Here is a 621-nt window from a genome sequence, read left to right as displayed (position 1 = left end):
CTTCTCGGACGAGCGGCCGAAGGCCTTACGGTTGAACCGATCGATCCGCAGCTGCAGGCGCTGAATGCGAAGTGCGGCTTCGGCGCGCTCTCTGCGAAGCTGCTCATCGCGTTCGGCGATGGTGGTGTCACGGGCAGCAACGGCCGCCTCCAGAAGCGCGATCCGGGTGAGGAAATCAGCGGTTGAGGGAGCTTGTTCCGACACCCAAATTACATACCCGAAAGAGCTCCTTCACGGAAGCAAAATCGACACAAAATCAATAACAAACGAGCAAATCAGCCAGCCAAACGCGGTCGATAAGTTTTGCTCGGCCGGCGCCAGTCGATGCCGTCCAGAAACAGCGAAAGCTGTGCCTTGGTGAGCGACACCGCGACCCGATCTTTGGTGGTCGGCCAGGCGAAACAACCTTCGGAAAGCCGCTTTGTAAAAAGGCAGAACCCCTGGTCGTCATGCGCCAGGATTTTGATTATATGACCCTTGCGTCCACGGAAGCAAAAGATCGCGCCGGTGTGCGGGTCGAGCGCTAGCACTTGCTGCACCATGCGCGCCAGGCTGTTGATCCCGCGGCGCATATCGGTCTCACCGCAGCACAGGTAAATCCGGTCGGTCGGCACCACCGTG

2 protein-coding genes are annotated in these 621 nt (G+C 59.1%); one reads left to right on the top strand and one right to left on the bottom strand.

Annotated elements, in window-relative coordinates; genetic code table 11:
- Positions 1-186 (top strand): hypothetical protein (locus EOA24_RS42270; protein ID WP_189354704.1); only part of this gene is annotated, 186 nt, incomplete at its 5' end.
- An 89-nt stretch (positions 187-275) separates the two neighbouring features.
- Here EOA24_RS42270 and tnpB read toward each other — a convergent pair.
- Positions 276-617, bottom strand: coding sequence for an IS66 family insertion sequence element accessory protein TnpB (gene tnpB, locus EOA24_RS40205; RefSeq protein WP_189354706.1), 342 nt, complete (start codon positions 615-617; stop codon positions 276-278).
- Between the last annotated feature and the right edge of the window lie 4 nt (positions 618-621).

Source organism: Mesorhizobium sp. M2A.F.Ca.ET.039.01.1.1 (assembly GCF_003998035.1).
GTDB lineage: Bacteria > Pseudomonadota > Alphaproteobacteria > Rhizobiales > Rhizobiaceae > Mesorhizobium.
The sequence above is the reverse complement of the archived record's forward strand: the minus strand, read 5'-3'. Positions and strand labels throughout refer to the sequence as shown.